The organism is Geodermatophilus sp. URMC 64, from assembly GCF_053502555.1.
Map to the genome: position 1 here is coordinate 4,375,859 of NZ_CP199955.1, position 16,568 is coordinate 4,392,426.

Consider the following 16,568-nt stretch of genomic DNA (forward strand, 5'->3'; position numbering starts at 1 on the left):
GTAACCCAAAGGTTACGGAGCAGGAAGGTGCTTTCTGTACCGAAAGCCCGGGTATCCGGGCCGGTCATGACGACCACGACCGCCGCGTCGACCCGGGCCGAGCGCCTGGACCGGCTGCCCTTCACGCGGGAGCACGGCCGGCTCGTCGTCGGCTCCGGCCTGGGCTGGGCGCTCGACGCGATGGACGTCGGGCTGATCTCGTTCGTCATGGCGGCGCTGGCCGCGCAGTGGTCGCTGTCGGCCGGCCAGCTGTCGTGGATCGGCTCGATCGGCTTCGTGGGTATGGCACTCGGCGCGACCCTCGGCGGGCTGCTGGCCGACCGGTTCGGCCGGCGGCAGGTCTTCGCGCTGACCCTGCTGGTCTTCGGCGTCGCGACCGGCGCCGCGGCGCTGTCGTGGTCGGTCGGCGCGCTGCTGGTCTTCCGCTTCCTCATCGGGCTCGGCCTGGGCGCCGAGCTGCCGGTCGCCTCGACGCTGGTGAGCGAGTTCGCGCCGGCGCGGGTGCGCGGCCGGGTGGTCGTCGCGCTGGAGGCGTTCTGGGCGGTCGGCTGGGTGCTGGCCGCGCTGATCGGCTACCTCGTCGTCCCGCGCAGCGACGCCGGCTGGCGGTGGGCGCTGGCGCTGGGCACCGTGCCCGCCGTCTACGCGGCGGTCGTCCGGCGGACGCTGCCGGAGTCGGTGCGCTTCCTCGAGCTGCGCGGCCGGACCGAGGAGGCGGAGGCGGCGGTGCGGCGGTTCGAGGACGCCGCCGGCGTCGTCCCGCCGTCGGCTCCCCCGGCCGCGCCGGCCGCCGCGCCGCGCGCCCGCGGGCTGTGGGCGGCCGGCACCCGGGTGCGCACCGCCGCGCTCTGGGTCGTGTGGTTCAGCATCAACTTCGCCTACTACGGCGCCTTCATCTGGCTGCCGACGCTGCTGGTCGAGGCCGGCTTCTCGCTGGTGCGCTCGTTCGGCTACACGCTGGTCATCACGCTGGCCCAGCTGCCCGGGTACGCGGCGGCGGCGTTCCTCATCGAGAAGTGGGGACGGCGGCCCACGCTCGCGGTCTTCCTCGTCGGCTCCGCGCTCGGGGCGGGCCTGTTCGCCGCCGCGGACGGCGCGACCGCCGTCCTGCTGACCGGGATGGTGCTGTCGTTCTTCAACCTCGGCGCGTGGGGCGCGCTGTACGCGGTGACGCCGGAGGTCTACCCGACCGCGCTGCGGGCCTCGGGCGCGGGCGCCGCCGCGGGCTTCGGCCGGATCGCCTCGATCCTCGCGCCGCTGTCCGTGCCGCCGCTGCTCGACGCCGGCGGCAGCGGGCTGGTGTTCGGCGTCTTCGCGTTCTTCTTCGCCCTCGGCGCGCTGGCCACCTGGGGGCTGCCGGAGCTGCGCGGCCGGGCCCTGGACGGATGACCGCGGACGAGGTGCGCGACCGGCTGCGCGGCAGGGGATGGCCACGCCGGTCGCTGCGGGCCAGAGTGACCGCCCATGAGCCTGGACCCCGGGGAGACCAACCCGGAGCACTACGCCGTCGTCTTCGAGAACGAGCGGGTGCGCGTCCTCGAGTACACCGACCGGCCCGGGGACCGGACGACGCCGCACGCGCACCCCGACAGCGTCATGCACACGCTGAGCTCGTTCCGGCGCCGGCTGATCCACGGCGACCAGGTCCGCGACGTGGAGATCGCCGCCGGGACGACCGGCTGGCTGCCGGCCCAGGAGCACGCCGGCGAGAACATCGGCGACACCGAGACGCACGTGCTGTTCGTCGAGCTCAAGGACGGGAGCGGCTCCGGCGGCCCGGCGCTGGGCCCCGCCTGAGTCCGGCTGACCCGGTGGGATCGGGCCGTTCCGGGCCGCAGGTGGCACGACGATGTGCGCAGATCGCCACCCAGCGCGGGGAGGTGACGGGGATGGATGAACTCAGTGTCAGGAGTTGGTTCCAGGCCTACCTGGCCGACTTCATCGCTCTCGGACGCGGCGACGATGACGACGCCCGGCGGCTGCTCGCCCACTACGGGGTGCCCCTGCTCGTCAGCACCGACTCCGGCTCCGTCTCCCTCTCCGACGAGGATCTGGTGCTCGCCGCCGCACGTCAGCAGATCGCCGGCATGCGCGCGGCCGGCTACGACCGGAGCGAGGAGCTCTCCGCGGCCACCACCGTGGTCAACCGGACGTGTGCGCTGCACCGCGCGGCCTTCGTCCGGCTCCGGGCAGACGGCTCCGAGATCGCCCGCGTGGACACGACCTACGTCATCACCGACGGCCCCGCCGGCCCCCGCATCTCTGCCCTGCTCGGCCACTCGGCGGGCTGACCGCCCCCACCGAGCGGGCCCCGCCGGAGGTCAGAGCTCGAAGGCGAGCGGGTGGCGGGCCTCGTAGACGCCCAGCCGCCCGCCGCCGGGCAGCCGGAGCGTGGTCACCCGCCCCCAGCCCTCGTCGCTGACGGGCGTCTCGAACTCGACGCCCTTGGCGGTCCACTCGGCGACCGTCGCGTCGACGTCGTCGCACACCAGGTACAGCTCGACCGCCCCGGAGGTCTCGGCCGGGTGGACGGCGACCTCGCCCGGCGGCAGCTGCGCGATCAGCCACCCGCCGCCGGCGTCGACCGACGGCCGGTCCAGCAGGTCGATCAGGAACGCCCGGTCGGCGTCCGCGTCGCTGCTGTACAGGATCACGTGTGCGCCCTTGATCACGCAGCGACCGTAGGTTCCCGGCGGTCCGGATGGGTAGCGCCCAGCGCATGGCGAAGCTCTCACCCGGCCACCTCCAGGGGCTGACCGTCGCGGTCACCGGCGCCAGCGGCAACGTCGGGACGGCGCTGGTGCGGCGGCTGACGGCCCCGGGGAGCGGCGTGGCCGAGGTCCGCGCGCTGGCCCGCCGGCAGCCGCCGGACATCGCGCCGTACGACCGCCTGCGCTGGCACCTGGCCGACCTCGGGGAGGCGGCCAGCGAGCAGGTCCTGCCGGAGTTCCTCGACGGGGCGGACGCCGTCGTCCACCTGGCCTGGGCGCTGCAGCCGGGCCGGCATCCCGAGCAGCTGCGCCGGGTCAACGTCGAGGGCACCCGCCGGGTGGTGCGCGCCGCGGTCGCGGCCGGCGTCGGCCACGTCGTCCACATGTCCTCGCTGGGTGCCTACGCCCCCGGCGCCCCGGCGCAGAAGGTGACCGAGGACTGGCCCACCACCGGCATCCCGACCTCGCAGTACAGCCGGGACAAGGCCGAGGCGGAGCGGGCGGTCCGCGAGATCATGACCCGCCACCCGGAGGTCGTCTCGAGCATCGTGCGCCCGACGCTGGTGCTGCAGCCCGAGGCGGCGAGCGAGATCGGCCGCTACTTCCTCGGGCCGGTGCTCCTCGGCCTCGGCCGGATGCTGCCCCCGGCGCTGGCCCACCTGCTCCCCCTGCCGCTGCCCGGCGTCGCCGTGGCGTTCATCCACGCCGACGACGTCGCCGACGCGCTCGGCCGGATCCTCGACCGGCGGGCGTCGGGCGCGTTCAACCTCGCGGCGGAGCCGCTGATGGACGGCGACGCGATCGCGCGGGCGCTCGGGGTCGTCCGCGTCCCCGTGCCGGCCCTCGCACTGCGGACGGCGCTGCGCGCGGCGTTCACCGCGCGACTGGTGCCCACCGAGCCCGGCTGGCTGGACATCGGCCTGCAGGCGCCGGCGCTGGACAGCACGCGGGCCCGCAAGCTGCTCGACTGGGCGCCGTTCCACCGCGGCGACGAGGTGCTCGCCCAGTTCGTGGCCGCGCTCGGCCGCGGGGAGGGCGCGCCCGGCCCGCTGCTGGAGCCGGCCGGCGGCCCCGCGCGCGACCCCGCCGGCGACCCCGCGAACGCCCCCGGCCCCCGCGCCAACTGACCCGGCGAGGGACCTCAGCCCGGGAACGCCTCGGGGCTGGGTCCGAACGAGCCCCCAGGGCGTTCCGGCCAGACCACCGTCTGCGCGGGCGCGCTGCCGAGCAGGACGCGGGTCATCGCGTTGCGGCTGTCGAGCAGCTCGTCCAGGGCTCGGGCGAGGTCGTCGGCCGAGACGGCGATCGCGGTGGCGTCCGGGGTGCGGGTGGCGGCGACCAGGGCCGCGCGGCGCAGCAGCTCCTTGAGGAAGGAGGCGGTCGCGCCCTCGGTCCGCGCGAGGACGTCGTCGAGCCGGGACGTGTCGACGTCGAGGTCGCCGCGGTAGAGCTCGAACAGCGCCCGCCGCGCCGCGGCGTCGGGGAGCTCGAGGGCCACCGCCTGGTCGACCCGGCCGGGCCGGGCGGCCAGCGCCGGCTCCAGCAGGTCCGGCCGGTTGGTGGTCAGCACGAAGAAGACGTCGGCGTCCTCGGCCAGCCCGTCCATCTCGTTGAGCAGCTGGAACAGCAGCGGGTGCTGGCCGGGGTGCATGCCGCGCTCCTCGGCGATGAGGTCGACGTCCTCGACGACGACCATCGCCGGCTGCAGCGCGCGGGCGATCGAGCAGGCTTCGGCGACGAACCGCAGGGCATCGCCGGTCAGCTGGACCACGGTCGTGCCGACCAGCCGGCTCATCAGGAACCGGACGGTGTGCGTCTTCCCGACCCCCGGGGGGCCGAAGAGCAGCAGCCCGCGCTTGAGGTGCTGGCCGGCGGCCAGCAGGCGGTCCTTGTGCCGCGCCACCTCGACGGCCTGCCGCTCGACCTCGGCCAGCGTCTGCGGGTCCAGCACGAGCTGCTCGACCGACAGCGTGGGACGGCGGTGGAAGGCCAGCAGGGCCTCGCTGGGGCCGAACACCTCCCCGCCGAACACCTCGCCACCGAAGGAGAGCACCTGCCCGCGGAAGACGTTGCGCGCCAGCGCCTCCGCGCGGATCTCGGCGGCGGCCCGCCGCGCCCGCTCCGGGTCGGTGCCGGCCACGTGCAGCGACGTCACCGGCATGCCGATCTCCGGCTCCGGCCCGCGGAAGAACACGGCCAGCCGGGTCTCCCCCTCGGTGATCAGGTAGAGGCCGCACCGGATGCACGGCCGGACCTCGCCGTCCGGGCCCGCAGCGCGGTTGACCCGGGACGGGTTGCCCGGCCGGGGCCCGAACGGGTCGTGGGGCGAGGAGTCCATGCCCGTGAGCAGCTCCCCCAGCCCGAACGGCCGGTGCTGGTAGCCGACGATGCCGACCAGCTGCGAGCTCCGCGCCGGGTCGGCGAGCCAGGCATCCAGCCCGGCCTGCATGTTGACGTGCTCGTAGCTCGGCCCGCGCTCCTGCACGACCTCGAGCCCGGCCGCGCCCTCGCCCAGGTGGTCGGTCAGGATCCGGGAGAGGGTGATCCGCTCGTCGGCACGGGCGGCGCCGACCACGGCTTTCACGCCGCGGCGCAGCAGCCGGCCGACGTCGGCCAGCTCGGGCCGCAGCGGCTCGGGCGCCCCGCCGTCCAGCTCCGGGGCCGGGCCGTAGCTCGCCCATCCCGCACCGTGCTCCACGGCCGCGGACCGTAGCGGAACCGAACCGCCTCGTCAGCCGCCTTTCGCCCCGGTCAGCCGTCCGAGGACTTCGACGTCCAGGCCCCCACCGCGCGGCCGGTCCGGGCGAAGACCTCCGACGCGCGCTCGGCGCGCAGCGACACGAGCAGCCCCTCCGCCTCGGCCAGCGTCGTGCCCGGGTCGTCCTCCGCCACCAGCCGCCCGACGGCCTTCGCCCGCCGGCCGTCGACGGAGAGCAGCTCGCCGGTGACCAGCAGCGGGACGCCGAGGTGCACCGGCCGCCGGTAGCTGACCGTCAGCGTCGCGGTCAGGCCGCCGTGGCCCGTGACGCGGGCCGACCGGGCCACCACGTGGTCGAGCAGCGTCGCGACGACGCCGCCGTGCACGAGGCCGGGTGGCCCCTCGTGCGGCTTGCCGACCGTGACCCGGCCGACGCAGCGGCCCTCGTCCGGGAAGTCCTCGACCGCCATCGGCGGCGCCACCGGGCTGCCCGGCCCGTACACCGGGCTGTACCAGCGCTCCCCGGTCTCCGGGTCGTCGACCGACGGGATCTCGTGCACCTCGCGCAGCTGGGCGCGCAGCAGCTCGGTCACCTCCCTGGTCATGAGGGCGGCCTTCTCCAGGTCGGCCACCGGCACCTCGGTGCGGACGGCGACGTCGACCAGCTCGCGCAGTGCCGACCCGAGCGCGCCCACGGCGTCCCGCCGGACGGCCCGCTCCTCAGCCACGGCTCATACCCGCCTCGCGCAGCAGCGCCCCGCCGATGATCAGCCGCTGCACCTCGCTGGTGCCCTCGTAGAGCCGGAACAGCCGGGCGTCGCGGTAGAAGCGCTCGACCGGGGTGGTGCGCAGGTAGCCCATGCCGCCGTGCACCTGCACCGCCCGGTCGACGGCGCGGCCGACCATCTCGGTGCAGAACAGCTTGGCCGACGACGGGCCGACCGAGGTGTCCTCGCCGGTGTCGTAGCGGGCGGCGACGTCGAGCACCAGGCTGCGGCCGGCCAGCAGCTCGGCGTGCATGTCGGCGAGCATCGCCTGGACCAGCTGGAACCGGCCGATCGGGGCGCCGCCCTGCTTGGCGGCGGCGGCGTAGGCGACCGACTCGTCGAGCACGCGCTGCGCCATGCCGACGCAGAGCGCGGCGATGTGCAGCCGCCCCCGCGAGAGCACGGTCAGCGCCTTGGCGTAGCCCCGGCCCTCCTCGCCGATCAGCGCCTCGGCCGGCACGTGGACGTCGTCGAAGAACACCTCGGCGGTCCACGCGCCGGACTGACCCATCTTCTTGTCCTTGGGCCCGACGCTCACCCCCGGCGTCGACCTCTCGACGACGAAGGACGAGATGCCGCGGCCGCCCTTCTCCTCGGGGTCGGTGCGGGCGAACACCATGAAGACGTCGGCGATCGGCGCGTTCGTGATGTAGCGCTTGGACCCGTTGATCACCCAGCCGTCGCCGTCCCTGCGGGCGGTGGTGCGCAGCCCGGCCGGGTCCGACCCGGCCTCGGCCTCGGTGAGCGCGAACGAGCCGATCAGCTCCCCGGCGGCCAGCCGCGGCAGGTAGGCCTTCTTCTGCTCCTCGTTGCCGAACTTGGCGATCACCTGGCCGGCGATGCCGTTGTTGGTGCCGAACAGCGAGCGGAACGCCGGCGTCGTGTAGCCGAACTCGAAGGCGAGCTGCACGTCCTCGGACATGGTGACGCCGAGCCCGCCGTACTCCTCGGGCAGCGCGTAGCCGAACAGGCCCATCTCGGCGGCCTGGGCGCGCAGGTCGTCGGGCACGCGGTCGTCGTCCTCGATCTGCTCCTCGCGCGGGATGATCTCCTCACGCACGAGCTGCCGGACGGCGTCGCGGATCTGGCGGAAGTCCTCGGCGTCCATGCCGCTCATGGTGGCCCCTCAGGAGCGCTGCGGCCGCGCGGGGTCGGGGCCGCCGGGAGGTGGCGGTCTGGCGAACTTCTCTAAACGCAACGGAGTCAAGTCATGACAATGTGTTGTGCCGGAGCGAGGAAACGGCATAGGGTCGGAACCGGCTGCAGCCCATGGCCCCCGACACAGCGCCCCGCCCGGAGACCCTGTGCCACTGCTCAACGTCGTCCTCGTCCCAGCCCCCGACCAGGTCGTCGTCCGCCTCACCGGCGACGCCGACCTCTCCACCGTCCCGCTGCTCTCCGACGCCCTCGCCCAGGCCGCCGGCCTCGGCACGCCGCACCTGGTGGTCGACGTGGCCGCCGCCCGCTTCTGGGACAGCTCCGCCCTGCGCACGCTGGCCGAGGTCGGCGCCGAGCTGGCCGGGGACGGGCGCGGCTGCCGGATCGTGGGCGCGGGCGCGGCCACCCGGCGGCTGATCCGCGCGGCAGGCCTGGCCGACGTCCTCACCCTCGACGGCCCGGTGTACCAGCGGGTCGCGCCGGAACCGGACCGTCCGGCACGCCGCCCGGCGAGCCTGCGCACGCGGCCGAGCCTGCGGCCCGCCCGCACCCCGGTGGGCGCGATCCCCCTCCACCGCTGGAGCTGACCGGCGCCGGACCGGTAGGAAGGGCTCCGTGGGCGAGGTCGTCGTGCTGCGGCACGGGCAGACGGAGTGGAGCCGCAGCGGTCAGCACACCAGCGTGACCGATCTGCCGCTGCTTCCGGAGGGCGAGGAGCAGGCGCGCGGGCTGGGGCGCACCCTGGCCGGCCGGTCGTTCGCGGAGGTCTGGGTCAGCCCCCGGCAGCGGGCCCGGCGCACCGCCGAGCTGGCCGGCTTGTCCCCGACGGCGGTGGACGAGGACCTCGTCGAGATGGACTACGGCGGCTACGAGGGCCGGACGACCAAGGAGATCAGCGCGGAGCTCGGCCAGGAGTGGTCGGTGTGGCGCGATCCCGTGGTCCCGGGAACGACGCCGGGCGAGACGCTGCAGCAGGTGGCCGCGCGGGTGGACCGGGTGCTGGACCGGCTGCGCCCGCGGCTGGCCGACGGCGACGTCGTCCTCGTGGCGCACGGGCACGTGCTGCGCGTGCTCACCGCGCGCTGGCTGCGGCTCGGTCCCGAGGCGGGCGCGCTGTTCGCCCTGCCGGCCGGCTCCTTCGGGGTGCTCGGGCACGAGCACGCCCGGCCGGCGCTCACCGGGTGGGGACTGCGCTGACCGGCTGCCACCCGGTGGCGGGCTCCTCGACCGCGGCGCGCGGCCGCGAGGGACGGCCGAACAGCCAGCCCTGACCGAGGTCGGCGCCGAGTTCGGTGACCTCGGCGGCGATCCGCTCGCTCTCCACGCCCTCGGCGACGACGACGGCGCCGAAGGTGTGCGCCTGCTCGACCACGGCCTGGATCATCGTGCGCGCGCCGTCCTCCGGGAGCTGGCGGACCAGCGCCTTGTCCAGCTTGACGACGTCCGGGCGGACCGCCGACAACAGCGACCGGCCGGCCCAGCCGGCGCCGACCTCGGCGAGGGCGACCCGGAAACCGGCCGAGCGCACGTGCTCGAGCACCGAGTCCAGGTGGCCGCGGGCGGCGATCGCCTCCGCCTCGCCGATCTCGAGGACGAGCCGGCGCGGCTCTATCCCCGCGTCGTGCGCGGCCCGCTCGGTGCTGGCCAGGCAGACCTGCGCGCGGAACACCGACCGCGGCGAGAAGTTGACGAACAGGTCGGCCTCGCCCAGCCAGCCGGCGGCGCCGTTCACCGCGGCCTCGCGGCCGATGCGGTCGAGCCGGTGCAGCCAGCCGGCCGACTCGGCCACGAAGAACAGGTCGCCGCCGGACACCTCCCGGCCGTCGACGATGCCGCGCAGCAGGGCCTCGTGCGCGACCTTGGCCCGGCCGTCCAGCGACACGATCGGCTGGTAGACCGACCAGAACTCGGCCTCGGCCAGGACGCCGATCTCCACGGTGATGCCGCGGCGGGCCAGTTCGACGGCGAGCGTGGGTGCGTTGAGCAGCGCGGAGGCGAACGCGTCGTCGTCCGCCGGCGGGTCGGTGGCGACGCGGACCACCTGGGTCTCGGCGTCGGTCAGCTCGTGCGCCAGGCGGGCGAGGAGCCGGTCGAGCCAGCGGCCGCCCCGCTCGTCGACGATGTCGAGCATCCGCGGCGCGGCGTGCACGGACAGGCCCATGGCGCGCGCGGTGCGCGCGATCGCCGGGAGGACGTGACTGATCGGGGTCGCGAGCAGGATCCGGGTCGCGCGCCCCGGCAGCTCCCATCCCGGGTGTTCCGCAGTGCCCACGAACCGAGGATGACCGATGCGCCACCCCTGTCCGGACAGGCGCGCGGTGCGGCAGGATCAGTTCCGGGCCGGGAAAGTTCCAACACGGGTGGGAACCTCTGGCGTTCCTGACTTAAGTGTCTAAAGTCTTGCCCCATGACCGCAGTCTCGGCCCTCGAACCTCCCCGATCCAGCCGGGGCGGTCGCCCCCGGGACCCCAGCCGGGACGGCGTGATCCGGGCCGCGATCCTGCGGTTGCTCGCCGAAGTCGGCTACGGGGCCCTGACCATGGACGCCGTCGCCGCCGAGGCCGGCGTGGGCAAGGCGACCATCTACCGGCGCTGGCGCACCAAGCAGGACCTCGTCGTCGACACCATCGCCGAGCTCAACCGCGAGGAGGCCGCGGCGCCCGACACCGGGTCGCTGGAGGAGGACCTCCGGGTGATGCTGCGCCGGCTCGTATCCGTGATCAACGGTCCGGTGGGCGCCGCGACGCTGTCCCTGCTCTCCACGGTGCCGCACCAGCCGGCGCTGGCCGAGGCCTTCCGCACCGGCCCGCTGGAGGTCTGGCGCAGCGCGTTCGACCAGGTGTGGGCGCGCGCCGAGCAGCGCGGCGAACTGCGGGCGGGGGTCAGCGGCAGCCTGTCGGCCGAGGCGACGAGCGCGCTGCTGGTCCAGCGGTGGCTGCTCACCGGCGAGCCGGTCGACGACGCCTACGCCGACCAGGTGCTGCAGACCGTCGTCCTGCCGCTGCTGAAGAGCTCGGGCGCCGCGACCTCCTGAGTCACCAGCCGAGCGTGGTCGGCCCGCCCTTGAACGGGCCGACCACCTCGTCGGTGATCCATCCGCCGTAGAAGTCGCCCGGCTGCGGTCGCACCACCTCGCCGTCGACCAGCGCGCGGTCGACGCGGCCCGGGTAGAACGCGACGGCGCCGCGCAGCAGCTCGTAGCCGGCGGTCGGCCGCTCGTAGGACCAGGCGACCGCAGGGACGCGCCGGCCGCCGACGACGGCGTCCCAGTACGTGGCGGCGCCCTTCCACTCGCACCACGAGGTGCCCTCCGCGCGTTGGAGCACGCCCTCGACGACGTCCGCGCGCGGGACGTAGTAGACCGGCGGGTGGCTGGTCTCGCAGACGCGGACCGCACGGGTGGTGTCGGCGACGACGCGGCCGCCGAGCTCGACGACGACGTGCCGCGGGGTCACGACGGCCGAGGGCGGGCGCGGGTAGTCCCACACCGACTCCTGGCCGGGACCGACGGGATCGGGGGTCACACCCCCGGTTTCGGCTTCAGTCGTGGTTGCGGATGCGCCGGACGACGGCGACGGTCAGCAGCAGCCCGACCGCGCCCATGGTGGCCATGCCCACCGGGGTCTGCAGGAAGCTCTGGACGGCGGCCTGGCCCTTGGCCCGCAGCCGCGTGGGGCTGCTCCGGTAGACCAGCTGGTCCAGGGTCGCCGCGAGCGACTCGCGGGCGGCGTCGATCTCCAGCTGGATCTGTCGAGGGTCGCGAGGCACGGCGACAGCCTGCCAGACGGCGCTGCGTCCAGCGCGTCTGCGTATCTCGGCGGCACCCGTCCGGGCGACTTCCTAGACTGCTGGTCGCGCGGGAGTGGTGTAACGGCAGCCACGCCAGACTTAGGATCTGGTGCCTTCGGGCGTGGGGGTTCGACTCCCCCCTCCCGCACTCGATCGTCGGCGTTCCCGCGACGCGAGGTTCGCGTCAGCTCCGCAGCTGCCGCCACGCCGTGGGGACGGCGGAGCCGTACCGAGGCCGAGCATCCGGAAGGCCTCGGTACTCCTCGGCCGGTCCCTGTGCAGACACCGCTCGACGAGCCGGACGACGCCCACGGCGCCGTCCAAGCAGCCGGACGACGTGCGCGAGAGCGGCCCCGCTGCCCACCAGCTCGAGGGGCCTGACCGCGATAGTCCCCCGGGAGATCACCGCGGCTGCCTGACCGGTTACCTGCGAGCCCACTCCTCCGGGTCAGCGCTTCTGCCCCCGCAGCTCGCCGGTGCGGACGAGGTGGTCGGCGACGTCGCGAACCTTCGTGTTGGTGGTCATGGACGCATGGGCCAGCAACCGGAACGCCTGGTCGGCGGTGACCTTGTGGCGCTCCATCAGGATGCCCTTCGCCTGGTCGTTGACAGCCCGGGAGTCCAGTGCGGCCTGCAGGTTCCCGGCGAGGTCCCGGGTGCTCTGGTAGTCCTGCATGTTGGCGATGGCGACGGCGGCGTAGGGAGCGAAGCCCGTGGCCGCCGCCCGGCCCGCGTCGTCGAAGGCGTCGGCCTCACGGGCGTAGATGTTCAGCGCGCCCGAAGTCGTCTCGTCGATGATCAGCGGCACGGACAGCGAGCTGAGGTTGCCGCGCTCGGCGGCGCGGCGCGCGTAGTCCGGCCAGCGCTCCTCGGTGCGGGTGTCGACGATCTCGGTCAGCTCGTGGGTGGCGGCCGCGTGCAGGCACGGCCCGTACCCCTCGCTGTACTGCGCCTCGTCGAGGTCCATGGCGAGCTGGCCGGTGAAGGCGACGGTGGCCGCCGCCCGCCCGGGGGCGAGGACGGAGATCGACGCCTCGGGGGTGCCGGGCATCACCGTCCTGGCCGAATCGGCCACGGCCTGCAGCAGCGATTCCATGGACTGCTCGCGCAGCGCCAGGCGGCCGAGGCGCTCCAGGGCGGCTGCGCCCCCGGTGGAGGCCGGCCGGCTGTCGCTGGACATGGGCGTACTCCGACGCGACCGCGCCCCCGGTGGAGGCCGGCCGGCTGTCGCTGGACATGGGCGTACTCCGACGCGACCGCGCCCGCTCCCGAACGCGACGACGCGAGCTCTTTTCGCTCGGACCGGGAGCCTACGCCCGAACGCGGCGTCCAGGGCCCTCATCAGGCCGAGCGCCCGGGCTACCGTTCCGGGAGGTCTCCGGTCGCGGAGAGCTCCTCGGCGATGTCGAGGAGCCGGCGGTTCGTGCGGGAGGACGCCCCGACCAGCAGCGCAAACGCCTGGTCACCGGTGAGCCGGTACCGCTCCATGAGGATGCCCTTGGCCTGCCCGATCAGGTCCCGGCTGCTCACCGCCCGCTGGAGGTTCTCCTCCTGCTGGGCACCCGACAGCGCGACGGCGGCGTGCGTCGCGAAGACGAGCCCGACGTCCTCGGACTCCTCGCCGAAGGCGTGCGGCCGACCGGCGTACAGGTTGAGCGCGCCGAGGTTGTCGCCCTCGACGAAGAGCTGGAGGCTCAGGTTGCTGCCGATCCCGAGACCTGCCGCCTCGGCGGCGAACCGCGGCCACCGCTCCTCTGCGGCCATGTCGTCGATGCGCACCGTCTTCTGGTGCCACACCGAGTCCAGGCAGGGACCTTCCTGCAGCCGGGTCTGCACGTCGTCCACCTTCCGGGGAAGGTCGCCGGTGGCTGCGCGGGACTCCACCCGCCGCCGGCCCTGCACGTAGCTCACGCTGGCCGCCTCGGCGCCCGGCACAGCCCCGACCGCGCCGGCGGTGATGGCTTCCAAGGTGGCCTCGACGTCGCCGTGCTGACGCTGCAGCGAGCGCGCCAAATGGCTCATGACGTCGCCGAGGGTCGTGATCGCCGTGCCGCCGCCGGTCGGTGCGCTGTCCCGCTCCCGCCGGCTCTGCTCGGACCTGCCACCCCGGTCGGGTTGGCTCCCCATCGGCTGAATGTAGCCCCGTCAGGAGCCGATCAGTGCCTGATCCAGGACGGCGATCAGCTCGGTGCGGGTGACGATCCCGGCGAGCCGCCCGGCCCGGTCGCAGCGCCGCCCGTCAGGCCCGGAGGTCCGCGTGCACCCGAGGACTCCCCCGGTCAGCGCGGGCTGAGCGCCTCGGCGACGACCGGCACCAGCGCGGCGAACGCCTGGCCGCGGTGGCTGCGGGCGTCCTTCTCGGCCGGCGCGAGCTCGGCGGCGGTCACGGTCAGTCCCTCGGGGACGAACACCGGGTCGTAGCCGAAGCCGTTGGTGCCGCGCTTCTCGTGGATCACCCGGCCCCGCCACTCCCGCTCCAGCACGTGCTCGGTGCCGTCGGGGGTCACCAGCGCCGCGGCGCACACGAACGCGGCTCCGCGCCGCTCGTCGGGCACATCGGCGAGCTGGCCGAGCAGCAGGGCGGTGTTCGCGTCGTCGTCCCCGTGCCGGCCCGACCACCGGGCCGACAGGATGCCGGGCATCCCGTTCAGCGCGTCCACGGCGATGCCGGAGTCGTCGGCGACGGCGGGCAGCCCCGTGTGGCGCACCGCCTCGCGGGCCTTGAGCAGGGCGTTCTCGGCGAACGTCGCGCCGGTCTCCGGCGCCTCCGGGTACTCGGGGACGTCGGCCAGCCCGACCACCGCCACCCCCGGGACGGCGGACTCCAGCAGCCGCTGCAGCTCGGCGAGCTTGCCCTGGTTCCGGGTGGCGAGCAGCAGCTTCATCGCGCCAGCGCCTCCTGCTGGATGCGAGTGAGCTCTTGACACCCCGCGACGGCGAGGTCGAGCAGCTGGTCGAGGGTGCGGCGGTCGAACACGGCGGCCTCGGCGGTGCCCTGGACCTCGACGAACCCGCCGTCCCCGGTGCAGACCACGTTCATGTCCGAGCCGGCGCGCACGTCCTCCTCGTAGGCGAGGTCGAGCCGCGGCTCCCCGTCGATGACGCCGACGCTGACCGCGGCCACGGAGGTGACGATGGCGTCCTTCTTGGCCAGCTTCTTGCGGTCGGCCAGCCACGTCACCGCGTCGGCCAGCGCCACGTAGGCGCCGGTGATCGCGGCGGTACGGGTGCCGCCGTCGGCCTGCAGGACGTCGCAGTCGATGGCGATGCTGTTCTCGCCCAGCGCGCCGAGGTCGATCGCCGCGCGCAGCGAGCGGCCGATCAGCCGGCTGATCTCGAGGGTGCGCCCGCCGATGCGGCCTTTCACCGACTCGCGGTCGCTGCGGGTGTGGGTGGCCCTCGGCAGCATCGCGTACTCGGCGGTCACCCAGCCCAGGCCCGAGCCCTTGCGCCAGCGCGGCACGCCCTCGGTGACGCTGGCCGCGCACAGCACCCGGGTTCGGCCGAACTCCACCAGCACCGAGCCCTCGGCGTGGTCGAGCCAGTTGCGGGTGATCGTTACCGGGCGGAGCTGGTCGGCCGTGCGGCCGTCGGGGCGGGTCACGGGTGGCCAGCCTAGTTCGGCCGGCCGGTCACCCCGTCCGCGTGGCCAGGAAGACGAACCGGTCGAGGCTGAAGAACCAGTCCCGGCCCTGAGCACGCAGGTCGTCCGCCCACGCCTCGGCGTCGGCCTCGGTCAGGCCGTCCCGGCCGGCCACGAAGGCGGCGATCATGCCGAGCAGTCCCGCGCTGAAGGTCCGCGGCTCGTAGCCGACGTTGAGCAGCGTCAGCGCGTGCACCCCCTGCACCTCGAAGCCGGCCTCGCGCAGGCAGCCGCTGAGCCGGCGCGGCAGATGCGGGTCGGCGAGGTGCTGGTCCCACGCCGCGAGCACCCGCCGGGTCCGGGCGTCGTCCCCGGAGCGCCAGACGACGGAGTCCCAGTCGGTGTCGAGCAGCAGCACCCGCCCGCCGGGGCGCACGACCCGGTGCAGTTCGGCGAGGGCGGCGGGGACGTCGGCGACGTACTCCAGGACCTGGGTGGACACGGCGACGTCGAAGGCGGCGTCGGGGTACGGGATCGCGGTGGCCGCGCCCTGGCGCAGCTCCAGCGTCGCGCCGCCGGTCACGCTCGCCCGCCGCTGCGCGAGGGCCAGCATGCTGGCGCTGACGTCGATGCCGCAGACGCGGCCGCCCGGGCCGACCGCGCGGGCCGCCTCGGCGGCCAGCAGGCCGGGCCCGACGCCGACGTCGAGGACCCGCTCCCCCGGCTGCAGCGCGAGCCGCTCCAGGACACTGCGCCGCTGCCCCACGACGTCGTCGGTCGTGTAGACCTCCTCGAGGCGGCGGGCGCCGTCGGCGTCGAACGCGAGCACCGCGCCACTCTGGCACGCCGGCCCCCGGCCCGGCGGCCACCGGAGCACCGCCCGGGCGGACCCGGCAGGATCGCGCCATGCGATCGGAAGTCCGCAGCGTCCGCACCGGCGGCGTCCCCTGCGTGGTCGACCTGACCGACGAGTGCGCCGAGTTCGTCTCCGCGGAGGCCGACGGGCTGCTGCACGTCTTCGTCCCGCACGCGACCGCCGGGCTGGCGATCATCGAGACCGGGTCGGGCAGCGACGACGACCTGCTCGCCCAGCTCGACGAGCTGCTCCCGCGCGACGACCGCTGGCGGCATCGGCACGGCAGTCCCGGCCACGGCCGCGACCACGTCGTCCCCGCGTTCGTGCCGCCGTACGCGAGCGTGCCGGTCCTCGAGGGCCGGCTGATGCTGGGCACGTGGCAGCGGATCTGTCTGGTCGACACCAACACCGACAACCACACCCGGCACGTCCGGTTCTCGTTCGTGGCGGGGTGAGCTCCCCCGTGTCCCCGCGTCGGCAGGGCAGGGCAGGATGCCGAGCATGACCGAGACCGACGTCGCTCCCGTCCGCCTCTCCCCCGGCGACCCGGCACCGGACTTCACCCTGCCCGACGCAGACGGCAACCCCGTCTCGCTGTCGTCGCACCGCGGCCGCCGCGTGATCGTCTACTGCTACCCCGCCGCGCTGACCCCGGGCTGCACCACCCAGGCCGTCGACTTCACCGCGGCCGCCGGTGAGCTCGCCGAGGCCGGGCTGGACATCATCGGCATCTCGCCGGACCCGCCGGAGAAGCTGATGCGCTTCCGCGAGAAGGAGAACCTGGGCATCACGCTGGTCTCCGACCCGCACAAGCAGGTGCTCCGGGCCTACGGCGCCTACGGCCCGAAGAAGATGTACGGCAAGGAGGTCGTCGGCGTGATCCGCTCGACGTTCGTCGTCGACGCCGAGGGCCGCATCGAGCGGGCCGCGTACAACGTCAAGGCCACCGGGCACGTCGCCAAGCTGCGCCGCGACCTCGGCCTGGCCTGACCTCTCCCCACGACGA

The 16,568-nt window shown here is 74.7% G+C and carries 21 protein-coding genes and 1 tRNA gene; 10 read left to right on the forward strand and 12 right to left on the reverse strand.

Features of this window, described 5'->3' with window-relative positions:
- Positions 1-66: 66 nt before the first annotated feature.
- From ACWIYF_RS21250 to ACWIYF_RS21260, 3 genes are all read left to right on the forward strand, one after another.
- Positions 67-1,389: an MFS transporter gene (locus tag ACWIYF_RS21250; RefSeq protein ID WP_448624809.1), complete on the forward strand. Its 1,323-nt coding sequence runs from the start codon at positions 67-69 to the stop codon at positions 1,387-1,389.
- Positions 1,390-1,464: 75 nt separating this feature from the next.
- The gene (locus ACWIYF_RS21255) at positions 1,465-1,797 is read left to right on the forward strand and encodes a cupin domain-containing protein (protein ID WP_448624810.1); all 333 of its coding nucleotides are present in this window, start codon (positions 1,465-1,467) and stop codon (positions 1,795-1,797) included.
- 92 nt (positions 1,798-1,889) lie between these two features.
- Entirely contained in the window at positions 1,890-2,291 is a 402-nt protein-coding gene (locus ACWIYF_RS21260; RefSeq protein WP_448624811.1) for a DUF6841 family protein, read from the forward strand.
- Between the two features lie 30 nt (positions 2,292-2,321).
- Here ACWIYF_RS21260 and ACWIYF_RS21265 read toward each other — a convergent pair whose 3' ends face one another.
- Complete coding sequence (locus ACWIYF_RS21265) at positions 2,322-2,672, reverse strand: VOC family protein (RefSeq protein WP_448624812.1); 351 nt, start codon at positions 2,670-2,672, stop codon at positions 2,322-2,324.
- A gap of 47 nt (positions 2,673-2,719) precedes the next feature.
- Between ACWIYF_RS21265 and ACWIYF_RS21270 the strand changes: the two genes are divergently transcribed.
- On the forward strand, positions 2,720-3,838 hold the full coding sequence (locus ACWIYF_RS21270; RefSeq protein ID WP_448624813.1) for an NAD-dependent epimerase/dehydratase family protein: 1,119 nt from the start codon (positions 2,720-2,722) through the stop codon (positions 3,836-3,838).
- Between the two features lie 14 nt (positions 3,839-3,852).
- Here ACWIYF_RS21270 and ACWIYF_RS21275 read toward each other — a convergent pair whose 3' ends face one another.
- From ACWIYF_RS21275 to ACWIYF_RS21285, 3 genes are read right to left on the reverse strand one after another with little or no spacing between them, the layout of a single operon-like run.
- Positions 3,853-5,409 carry an AAA family ATPase gene (locus ACWIYF_RS21275; protein WP_448624814.1) on the reverse strand — a complete coding sequence of 519 codons (1,557 nt, stop codon included), beginning with the start codon at positions 5,407-5,409 and terminating at the stop codon, positions 3,853-3,855.
- 53 nt (positions 5,410-5,462) lie between these two features.
- On the reverse strand, positions 5,463-6,137 hold the full coding sequence (locus ACWIYF_RS21280) for a PaaI family thioesterase (protein ID WP_448624815.1): 675 nt from the start codon (positions 6,135-6,137) through the stop codon (positions 5,463-5,465).
- Complete coding sequence (locus ACWIYF_RS21285; protein ID WP_448624816.1) at positions 6,130-7,284, reverse strand: acyl-CoA dehydrogenase family protein; 1,155 nt, start codon at positions 7,282-7,284, stop codon at positions 6,130-6,132. The genes ACWIYF_RS21280 and ACWIYF_RS21285 overlap by 8 nt, the downstream gene beginning before the upstream one ends.
- A 196-nt stretch (positions 7,285-7,480) precedes the next feature.
- Here ACWIYF_RS21285 and ACWIYF_RS21290 point away from each other — a divergent pair, with 196 nt between their 5' ends.
- Both ACWIYF_RS21290 and ACWIYF_RS21295 read left to right on the forward strand, forming a co-directional pair.
- A complete protein-coding gene (locus ACWIYF_RS21290; protein ID WP_448624817.1) occupies positions 7,481-7,921 on the forward strand; it encodes an STAS domain-containing protein in 441 nt (146 codons plus the stop codon).
- 28 nt (positions 7,922-7,949) lie between these two features.
- On the forward strand, positions 7,950-8,531 hold the full coding sequence (locus tag ACWIYF_RS21295) for a histidine phosphatase family protein (RefSeq protein WP_448624818.1): 582 nt from the start codon (positions 7,950-7,952) through the stop codon (positions 8,529-8,531).
- Here ACWIYF_RS21295 and ACWIYF_RS21300 read toward each other — a convergent pair.
- Positions 8,509-9,606 carry an EAL domain-containing protein gene (locus ACWIYF_RS21300; protein WP_448624819.1) on the reverse strand — a complete coding sequence of 366 codons (1,098 nt, stop codon included), beginning with the start codon at positions 9,604-9,606 and terminating at the stop codon, positions 8,509-8,511. The two genes, ACWIYF_RS21295 and ACWIYF_RS21300, sit on opposite strands and share 23 nt — an antisense overlap.
- Before the next feature lie 135 nt (positions 9,607-9,741).
- On the opposite strand from ACWIYF_RS21300, the gene ACWIYF_RS21305 reads away from it, so the two are divergent.
- Entirely contained in the window at positions 9,742-10,368 is a 627-nt protein-coding gene (locus ACWIYF_RS21305) for a TetR/AcrR family transcriptional regulator (RefSeq protein ID WP_448624820.1), read from the forward strand.
- A gap of 1 nt (position 10,369) precedes the next feature.
- On the opposite strand, the gene ACWIYF_RS21310 is transcribed toward ACWIYF_RS21305, so the two are convergent.
- Complete coding sequence (locus tag ACWIYF_RS21310; protein WP_448624821.1) at positions 10,370-10,858, reverse strand: DUF427 domain-containing protein; 489 nt, start codon at positions 10,856-10,858, stop codon at positions 10,370-10,372.
- A gap of 16 nt (positions 10,859-10,874) precedes the next feature.
- Complete coding sequence (locus tag ACWIYF_RS21315) at positions 10,875-11,102, reverse strand: DUF3618 domain-containing protein (RefSeq protein ID WP_448624822.1); 228 nt, start codon at positions 11,100-11,102, stop codon at positions 10,875-10,877.
- 88 nt (positions 11,103-11,190) lie between these two features.
- Between ACWIYF_RS21315 and ACWIYF_RS21320 the strand changes: the two genes are divergently transcribed.
- A tRNA-Leu gene (locus ACWIYF_RS21320) sits at positions 11,191-11,271 on the forward strand.
- Positions 11,272-11,571: 300 nt separating this feature from the next.
- Here ACWIYF_RS21320 and ACWIYF_RS21325 read toward each other — a convergent pair.
- The 5 genes from ACWIYF_RS21325 to ACWIYF_RS21345 all read right to left on the reverse strand — a co-directional run bounded on the left by ACWIYF_RS21325 (position 11,572) and on the right by ACWIYF_RS21345 (position 15,535).
- Positions 11,572-12,303, reverse strand: a complete 732-nt coding sequence (locus tag ACWIYF_RS21325) for an ANTAR domain-containing protein (RefSeq protein WP_448624823.1) — start codon at positions 12,301-12,303, stop codon at positions 11,572-11,574.
- A gap of 179 nt (positions 12,304-12,482) precedes the next feature.
- Positions 12,483-13,250 carry a GAF and ANTAR domain-containing protein gene (locus ACWIYF_RS21330; RefSeq protein ID WP_448624824.1) on the reverse strand — a complete coding sequence of 256 codons (768 nt, stop codon included), beginning with the start codon at positions 13,248-13,250 and terminating at the stop codon, positions 12,483-12,485.
- A gap of 152 nt (positions 13,251-13,402) precedes the next feature.
- A complete protein-coding gene (gene rdgB / locus ACWIYF_RS21335) occupies positions 13,403-14,008 on the reverse strand; it encodes an RdgB/HAM1 family non-canonical purine NTP pyrophosphatase (protein ID WP_448624825.1) in 606 nt (201 codons plus the stop codon).
- Positions 14,005-14,727, reverse strand: a complete 723-nt coding sequence (gene rph / locus ACWIYF_RS21340) for a ribonuclease PH (protein ID WP_448624826.1) — start codon at positions 14,725-14,727, stop codon at positions 14,005-14,007. The genes rdgB and rph overlap by 4 nt, the downstream gene beginning before the upstream one ends.
- Positions 14,728-14,755: 28 nt before the next feature.
- The gene (locus ACWIYF_RS21345; RefSeq protein WP_448624827.1) at positions 14,756-15,535 is read right to left on the reverse strand and encodes a methyltransferase domain-containing protein; all 780 of its coding nucleotides are present in this window, start codon (positions 15,533-15,535) and stop codon (positions 14,756-14,758) included.
- 77 nt (positions 15,536-15,612) lie between these two features.
- Between ACWIYF_RS21345 and ACWIYF_RS21350 the strand changes: the two genes are divergently transcribed.
- The gene (locus tag ACWIYF_RS21350; RefSeq protein ID WP_448624828.1) at positions 15,613-16,017 is read left to right on the forward strand and encodes a YjbQ family protein; all 405 of its coding nucleotides are present in this window, start codon (positions 15,613-15,615) and stop codon (positions 16,015-16,017) included.
- 46 nt (positions 16,018-16,063) lie between these two features.
- A complete protein-coding gene (bcp, locus tag ACWIYF_RS21355) occupies positions 16,064-16,552 on the forward strand; it encodes a thioredoxin-dependent thiol peroxidase (protein ID WP_448624829.1) in 489 nt (162 codons plus the stop codon).
- Positions 16,553-16,568: the final 16 nt, after the last annotated feature.

What these genes read in the sequence shown, in the direction of transcription:
- ACWIYF_RS21250 (WP_448624809.1), top strand. Translation starts at nt 67, where the DNA reads ATGACGACCACGACCGCCGCGTCGACCCGGGCCGAGCGCCTGGACCGG.
- ACWIYF_RS21255 (WP_448624810.1), top strand. Translation starts at nt 1,465, where the DNA reads ATGAGCCTGGACCCCGGGGAGACCAACCCGGAGCACTACGCCGTCGTC.
- ACWIYF_RS21260 (WP_448624811.1), top strand. Translation starts at nt 1,890, where the DNA reads ATGGATGAACTCAGTGTCAGGAGTTGGTTCCAGGCCTACCTGGCCGAC.
- ACWIYF_RS21270 (WP_448624813.1), top strand. Translation starts at nt 2,720, where the DNA reads ATGGCGAAGCTCTCACCCGGCCACCTCCAGGGGCTGACCGTCGCGGTC.
- ACWIYF_RS21285 (WP_448624816.1), bottom strand. Translation starts at nt 7,284, where the DNA reads ATGGACGCCGAGGACTTCCGCCAGATCCGCGACGCCGTCCGGCAGCTC.
- ACWIYF_RS21305 (WP_448624820.1), top strand. Translation starts at nt 9,742, where the DNA reads ATGACCGCAGTCTCGGCCCTCGAACCTCCCCGATCCAGCCGGGGCGGT.
- ACWIYF_RS21325 (WP_448624823.1), bottom strand. Translation starts at nt 12,303, where the DNA reads ATGTCCAGCGACAGCCGGCCGGCCTCCACCGGGGGCGCAGCCGCCCTG.
- ACWIYF_RS21330 (WP_448624824.1), bottom strand. Translation starts at nt 13,250, where the DNA reads ATGGGGAGCCAACCCGACCGGGGTGGCAGGTCCGAGCAGAGCCGGCGG.
- rdgB (WP_448624825.1), bottom strand. Translation starts at nt 14,008, where the DNA reads ATGAAGCTGCTGCTCGCCACCCGGAACCAGGGCAAGCTCGCCGAGCTG.
- ACWIYF_RS21350 (WP_448624828.1), top strand. Translation starts at nt 15,613, where the DNA reads ATGCGATCGGAAGTCCGCAGCGTCCGCACCGGCGGCGTCCCCTGCGTG.
- bcp (WP_448624829.1), top strand. Translation starts at nt 16,064, where the DNA reads ATGACCGAGACCGACGTCGCTCCCGTCCGCCTCTCCCCCGGCGACCCG.